The organism is Bartonella sp. AA78NXGY (assembly GCF_042197005.1).
Lineage (GTDB): Bacteria > Pseudomonadota > Alphaproteobacteria > Rhizobiales > Rhizobiaceae > Bartonella.
The window spans coordinates 1-5,360 of sequence record NZ_JBHIRI010000040.1; the positions used below are offsets into that span (position 1 = coordinate 1).

The following is a 5,360-nucleotide window of genomic DNA, read 5'->3' on the forward strand; positions in this document are numbered from 1 at the left end:
AAGATATCGTAACTGGTCAAGCAATTGGGATATCAAAAACATTTATGCCAACTTGTGGAGAGCTTTTAACTTATTGCCAGACACTAGAAAATACCCTTCTTTCAAAAGCCGAAACTGTACGTAGAGCAATTGAAAACACACGTGAGAAAACACTCAAAGAAAAAACAGCGAAAGAGCATTTTAGACCACTAACGCTTGTTCACAAGCAAGAGCTTGAAGAGACTTTAAATGGCATTGGTGGGATAATGAAACGCTTTGGTCCACAGCAAACTAGTGAAAAGTGCTGATCATTTTACAATTAGGTATGTGTTTAAATCGACAAAAAGGCACCACACAAAGCGATTTAAAGATTTTATGATGAAAAACACATCTGTAATACAAAACGCTCTGTACGGTCAAATTTAAGGTAAATTAACCTATTGGTAAAAATAGGAATTAAAACATGGAAATATTAAAACGAAGATTCTTTAAAAAACGTAAACAGCCTATGCAAAAAGAGTTTGTTGCAACAGCTGTTGGTTATGTTCCTTGGGGAGACGGAGCAGAGGAGTATTTTTACAACCTCTACGAATATGAAGACGGCACAAGAGAGTGTGAAAAGTTTGATGGCGGACAGTATTATACCACACCAGAAAATGCAGATTTTAGTACCAAAGCGCAGGTGAAAGCATGGGTTTACGGTGGTGCTATTCCGAAAAGCATTCTGAATTACGAACCTCTTATAGACGAGATCAATAAAGAGATCAAAAAATTATCGAAAACCGCAGGAAATAAATATGTTTACAGATAAACAGCTAAGAGCCTTGTTTGGCATTATAACTTTTATATTTTTATGTTTTTTAGGAATTAAAAAAAATCCCTACTTTATTCAAAGTATTTTGATATTTGCATCTTTTGGTTTGATAATAGTAACAAATATTTTTGTAATTTTATGCAATTCTAATATTCCTTTTGAATTGCAAAATAATCCAAAATATAAACATGATGATTCAACGGGTTGGGTGATCCTAACACATGATTTACAACAATATATGCACAGACTCTTAAAGATAATAATTTTAGCGCTTGTCGTTTTAATTTTTCCAAATAGTTATGAAGAGGCTGTTTCTTTGCCTGTCACTTCTAAGCACGTGGAACACCAGTTTTCTTTTTCATTGGATACCGTATTTGGGTATTTAGACATTGTACTTTGGTACTATTTTTTATGCTGTGTATTGTTTCTTATGTTTCGTACACGCAATTTAATAAACATATCCATCTACATACTACAGTCTTGTACTAAAAAGCCATAGTAAAATCTCCGATTTATAAGACTTTTTTGGTTAATCGGTATTGTATCTTCTTAACATCGATTGATGAAATCAACAAAACATCAAAAAACACCTAAAAAGGCACGTAACGATGACTCATATCTGCTCACCATTAAGATATCCAGGCGGCAAGGCTATACTTTATGGAAAAGTCAAAGAAATTTTTGAAAAAAACACAATATCACGTCTCAAAGCAGCTTGATTGCATGAATAGGAGCTTTAATCACATGCTTACACCATTTGGCAAAACTTTACGCAAAATTCGCCTTGATCGCTTTGAACGGTTCTTAGATATGGCTGATAAACTAGGCATATCTGTAGCATTTTTATCTTCTGTTGAGATTGGCAAGAAATCTGTTCCAGTAGGAATGGAAGAAAAGATCATAAAGCTGTACGCTTTAGATCAAAACATGGCTTCTCTTTTAAGAAAAGAGGCTGATATTTGCCGAAAGAATTTTATAATGAATTCTTCTGATCCACTTAACCATGAAATGGCTAACACGTTTTGTAGAACTTTTAAACACCTTTCACAACAAGAGCTAACAGAGTTTAAGGAATTTATGGTGAAAATGGAAAAGAAACGCTGCTTGCAAAATAAAATCCCTTGATCTCCTTATCTTATACGTACACCACAAAACGTAATGTTATATGTTAATAATTAATAATATATCATTGAAATAATTGAAAAAATAATAAAATTATGCTAAGATTTTTTACATATTTAAATACAAATTTAAGGTAACTAAAATATGCTAAATAAAGTGACGTTAATCGGGCGCCTTGGTGCCAATCCCGAAAGCAAAACAATGAATTCTGGAGCAGAAATAGTCAATTTTAGTATAGCGACTTCTGAGAGCTATACAGATAAAAAAACCAATCAAAAAGTAGAGAAAACAGAATGGCATTCCGTGGTGATTTTTAATCCACATTTGGCAAAAATTGCACTTCAGTATCTAAACAAAGGTTCAAAGGTTTACATAGAAGGAAAATTACAGACACGCAAATGGCAAGATAAAAATGGGCATGACCGTTACACAACAGAGATTGTCTTACCACAATTCAAAGGTGAATTGTATTTGCTTGATGCAAAGAAAGATCAATCGGCATCCCCTACCCCTTCACCTATTACTTCTCAAAATTATGCTATCGCTTCAGGGGCTCAAGATTATAGAACGGCTCTTAACGATAGCGTCCCATTCTGATTGAAAAAAAATATGACAAAAAGAAAAAAACGTGCAAAACGCGGTCGTCCTCGGATTAAAGGATGTATCAGAGAACCAAATGGACGTATCTCACGAGCAAAAACACCGCATGAACCCATGGATAAATTGGCAATTGAAATGCGTGCCAAACGCTTCTGTTTGACCATAGAAGAGGCTAAAAATCCGCTTTCCGCTACTTATATCGGACGGCTTTATCTGCAAGGTGTAATTAATCAAGATCAGTATGATGCTGCACAAAAATATCTTGAAGTGAGAAATAATTATCTCTGTGCAAAAGCCTTACCAAATGCAATTTATGATGACTTTACTCCATCTTTAAATGAAGAGGCAAAAAAACAATGGATTGAAAAAACTACTCATTACTATGAAGCAATGAAAGAGGTGCTAAAAGAAGCACAATGCCTTTATAGACAGCACAACCTTTATGCCGCGCTACAGTATCTTGTTAGTGAAGATCAATCACTGCCACATCTTGTCGGTTCGCTGTATGTTGCTCTGAATGCACTTCATAAACATTTTATACAAAACCGCTAAATTTTAAGCAGCATTTTGAACATTGATAGTGATCTCTTTTCCAAGAGCAATGAGAGTGGATTCTAAAGCATCTAATTTTGTTGCGTGGTTTAAATCCAATAATCGGTCAATTTGTATTGGGTGAAGTTTTAAAAGACGCACGAGATCAGCTTTGCGTAAATTCTTTTCAACCATAGCGTTGTGTATTGCAATTTTTAAAATAACTAATGAAGATACTTCAACAAAAGGATAGGCAGCATCACGAGCTCCAAAAGGGACCACTTCTCGATCTTGGAAACGCCCCATAATAACTGTTAAAAGGGCATTTTTAGCGTGTTCCAAAGCCTCTTTTTCGTCGTTACCATAGGTAATAAATTCTTGAAAGTCTTTGGAAACGACAAGAAGAGTATCATTGTCATCTTTGATAAACTTAAGTGCATATTTCATTTACATCTCCATATTCAGACTTACCTTAGGTCAAGATCTTTAAGAATCTTTTGAACTAATCCCGTTCCTAATTCTTTCCGCGTACCATGCATAGGTAAAACGGATTTTTTAGAACCACGTTTTACAAGCAAATGGCCACCTTTCCCTGAGGTAAAACTGCAACCATGTTTCGTAAGATATCTTTTTAATTCTTGACTGTTCATAAATATAATATAACATCTAAAATGTTTAAATACAACATAAATGTTGTTATTTGTATAAAATTAAAGATTGGCTTTTAAAATACTAAGTTTTGATCAAAAAAATTAAAAATACACAATATCGTGATTTTTCTATTGACAATACGTGAAAAATCGTATTTAGTGGCAGTACGGCACTGGTTGTATTGCGTCTAAAATTCAAAAATATCCCCTAAAATTTGATAAAATCTTAAGCTTTCAAGAGGGCTTAAAGTACTGTTTTTATTGATAAAACAGACTAATCTATTTTGCACATATCAAACGCCATTCAGTAACCAATGATGTCATTAATTCATTGCCTCAAAAGGAGCGAAGATGAAAGCAATCATCACCAAGCCAATGTGTGTTGTTGGCGATAATAAAAGCACTGTTCGTTTTGAAACTTCAACTCCCAATAATCCATTTGTTGAAGTTTCTAATCAAGTCTACGCACGTCTCAAGCGCGCCAATGCTGCAAAACTTTTTGTTGACGTCAAGACAACAGCAAAAACAGATAAGGCAATTGAACAAATTAAACAGATAGAACAAGAAGCCGTACAAACATCGTCTGAACCAGTGACAGAGGAAATTCCACTCGAACAGCCAAAAGCATCTAAAGCTTCCAAGTCACCTACCCCAAAAAAGGCTTAGAAGTTGAAGTTAATCATCCACCAAAAATGGTATCTTCAACAGGCAAAAGATACCTTCACAAGCCTTCAAGCCCCTCGCCTTAATTGGGCTCTGCGTAATGCTCTAAACACTACAGCAAAACAAGTTGAACGCTTCACTGAAAAGCAAGTTGCAGACATCTCATCAGCCCAAATAAAGCGTATAAGAAGAGGTGTTTATATTAAAGAAAAGGCAACAGCAAGGTTTCTTGAGACAGATATCATTGGTTCTGGAACACCGATACCTCTTAAATTTTTTAAAGCAAACGAAACAAAACGCGGCGTAACTTACACACTGTTTGGAAAGAAAGAAATATTACCCCATGCTTTTATCAAAGGTGGGAGTTTTCCAAAGCGCGTTGAATTAAAAAAGCTGAATGGGAATGTGTTTCAAAGAGCCGATGGAGATCAATTCCCCATTGCAAAACAAAAAGGACCCTCCATTGCTGGGGTGATGTCCAAGCCAGAGATTGCAAGTACTATTGTAAAAGAAGCCAATGAAAGATTAATTGCCAACATACAGTACCAACTTGCTCGTCAAGAATATGCCGCCAATAAGAAAGCTAAATAATGTTCTTAAGCTATGTCAACACGCTACTCACTTTAATTGTAATTTTTAAAGCAGATTATCATTTGCGCTTTGGTTTTTTCCAGAAAAAATACAATAAAATCAATGCAAAAGGTACTTCCCAGCGGGTTGGGTCTGTTGCGGGGCGGACGAGCGCGAACTATCGCTAGCGACAGAATTTTCAATTTGACTGTACATTGTACACATAACTCATTGATAAATAACGAATTTAATGTGTTAAGTATTTCCTTATCGTATTAAATCTTGTTTTTCAGTTGGTACCGTAAATCTCTCTTTATCCTAATACGCCGTAACCACCTCCTTCTTAGGACAGAAAAGAAGGCAAGGAGCAACTATGAATAAGAAGAATCGTAAGGGTCTATCGGTTCGTGCGTTTGCGAAGAAGATGGGTG

At 35.3% G+C, this 5,360-nt stretch carries 9 protein-coding genes and 1 pseudogene; 8 read left to right on the forward strand and 2 right to left on the reverse strand.

The window, feature by feature from the left end; translation table 11 throughout:
* The 6 genes and pseudogenes from ACFINL_RS09310 to ACFINL_RS09335 all read left to right on the forward strand — a co-directional run.
* Nucleotides 1-287 (forward strand): annotated as a pseudogene (locus tag ACFINL_RS09310) (hypothetical protein); the annotation flags it as partial.
* Nucleotides 288-442: 155 nt separating this feature from the next.
* Entirely contained in the window at nucleotides 443-790 is a 348-nt protein-coding gene (locus ACFINL_RS09315; protein ID WP_375651454.1) for a hypothetical protein, read from the forward strand.
* Nucleotides 777-1,292 (forward strand): hypothetical protein, encoded by a 516-nt coding sequence (locus ACFINL_RS09320; protein ID WP_375651455.1) that lies wholly within the window; start codon nucleotides 777-779, stop codon nucleotides 1,290-1,292. The genes ACFINL_RS09315 and ACFINL_RS09320 overlap by 14 nt, the downstream gene beginning before the upstream one ends.
* A 245-nt stretch (nucleotides 1,293-1,537) precedes the next feature.
* Entirely contained in the window at nucleotides 1,538-1,918 is a 381-nt protein-coding gene (locus tag ACFINL_RS09325; RefSeq protein WP_375651459.1) for a helix-turn-helix domain-containing protein, read from the forward strand.
* A 141-nt stretch (nucleotides 1,919-2,059) separates the two neighbouring features.
* Nucleotides 2,060-2,512, forward strand: coding sequence for a single-stranded DNA-binding protein (ssb, locus tag ACFINL_RS09330; protein ID WP_375620506.1), 453 nt, complete (start codon nucleotides 2,060-2,062; stop codon nucleotides 2,510-2,512).
* Between the two features lie 12 nt (nucleotides 2,513-2,524).
* Complete coding sequence (locus ACFINL_RS09335) at nucleotides 2,525-3,067, forward strand: hypothetical protein (RefSeq protein WP_375651456.1); 543 nt, start codon at nucleotides 2,525-2,527, stop codon at nucleotides 3,065-3,067.
* 3 nt (nucleotides 3,068-3,070) lie between these two features.
* Here ACFINL_RS09335 and ACFINL_RS09340 read toward each other — a convergent pair whose 3' ends face one another.
* On the reverse strand, nucleotides 3,071-3,493 hold the full coding sequence (locus ACFINL_RS09340) for a HicB family protein (protein ID WP_100131245.1): 423 nt from the start codon (nucleotides 3,491-3,493) through the stop codon (nucleotides 3,071-3,073).
* Nucleotides 3,494-3,513: 20 nt separating this feature from the next.
* Nucleotides 3,514-3,696 (reverse strand): type II toxin-antitoxin system HicA family toxin, encoded by a 183-nt coding sequence (locus ACFINL_RS09345; protein ID WP_038473319.1) that lies wholly within the window; start codon nucleotides 3,694-3,696, stop codon nucleotides 3,514-3,516.
* 351 nt (nucleotides 3,697-4,047) lie between these two features.
* Between ACFINL_RS09345 and ACFINL_RS09350 the strand changes: the two genes are divergently transcribed.
* Both ACFINL_RS09350 and ACFINL_RS09355 read left to right on the forward strand, forming a co-directional pair.
* Nucleotides 4,048-4,362, forward strand: coding sequence for a hypothetical protein (locus tag ACFINL_RS09350; RefSeq protein WP_375651457.1), 315 nt, complete (start codon nucleotides 4,048-4,050; stop codon nucleotides 4,360-4,362).
* Between the two features lie 3 nt (nucleotides 4,363-4,365).
* Nucleotides 4,366-4,950, forward strand: a complete 585-nt coding sequence (locus ACFINL_RS09355) for a hypothetical protein (RefSeq protein WP_375651458.1) — start codon at nucleotides 4,366-4,368, stop codon at nucleotides 4,948-4,950.
* Nucleotides 4,951-5,360 lie beyond the last annotated feature (410 nt).

Coding starts and splice junctions, on each gene's coding strand:
- ACFINL_RS09315 (WP_375651454.1), top strand. CDS start 443: ATGGAAATATTAAAACGAAGATTCTTTAAAAAACGTAAACAGCCTATG.
- ACFINL_RS09350 (WP_375651457.1), top strand. CDS start 4,048: ATGAAAGCAATCATCACCAAGCCAATGTGTGTTGTTGGCGATAATAAA.
- ACFINL_RS09325 (WP_375651459.1), top strand. CDS start 1,538: ATGCTTACACCATTTGGCAAAACTTTACGCAAAATTCGCCTTGATCGC.
- ACFINL_RS09345 (WP_038473319.1), bottom strand. CDS start 3,696: ATGAACAGTCAAGAATTAAAAAGATATCTTACGAAACATGGTTGCAGT.
- ACFINL_RS09320 (WP_375651455.1), top strand. CDS start 777: ATGTTTACAGATAAACAGCTAAGAGCCTTGTTTGGCATTATAACTTTT.
- ACFINL_RS09340 (WP_100131245.1), bottom strand. CDS start 3,493: ATGAAATATGCACTTAAGTTTATCAAAGATGACAATGATACTCTTCTT.
- ACFINL_RS09335 (WP_375651456.1), top strand. CDS start 2,525: ATGACAAAAAGAAAAAAACGTGCAAAACGCGGTCGTCCTCGGATTAAA.
- ssb (WP_375620506.1), top strand. CDS start 2,060: ATGCTAAATAAAGTGACGTTAATCGGGCGCCTTGGTGCCAATCCCGAA.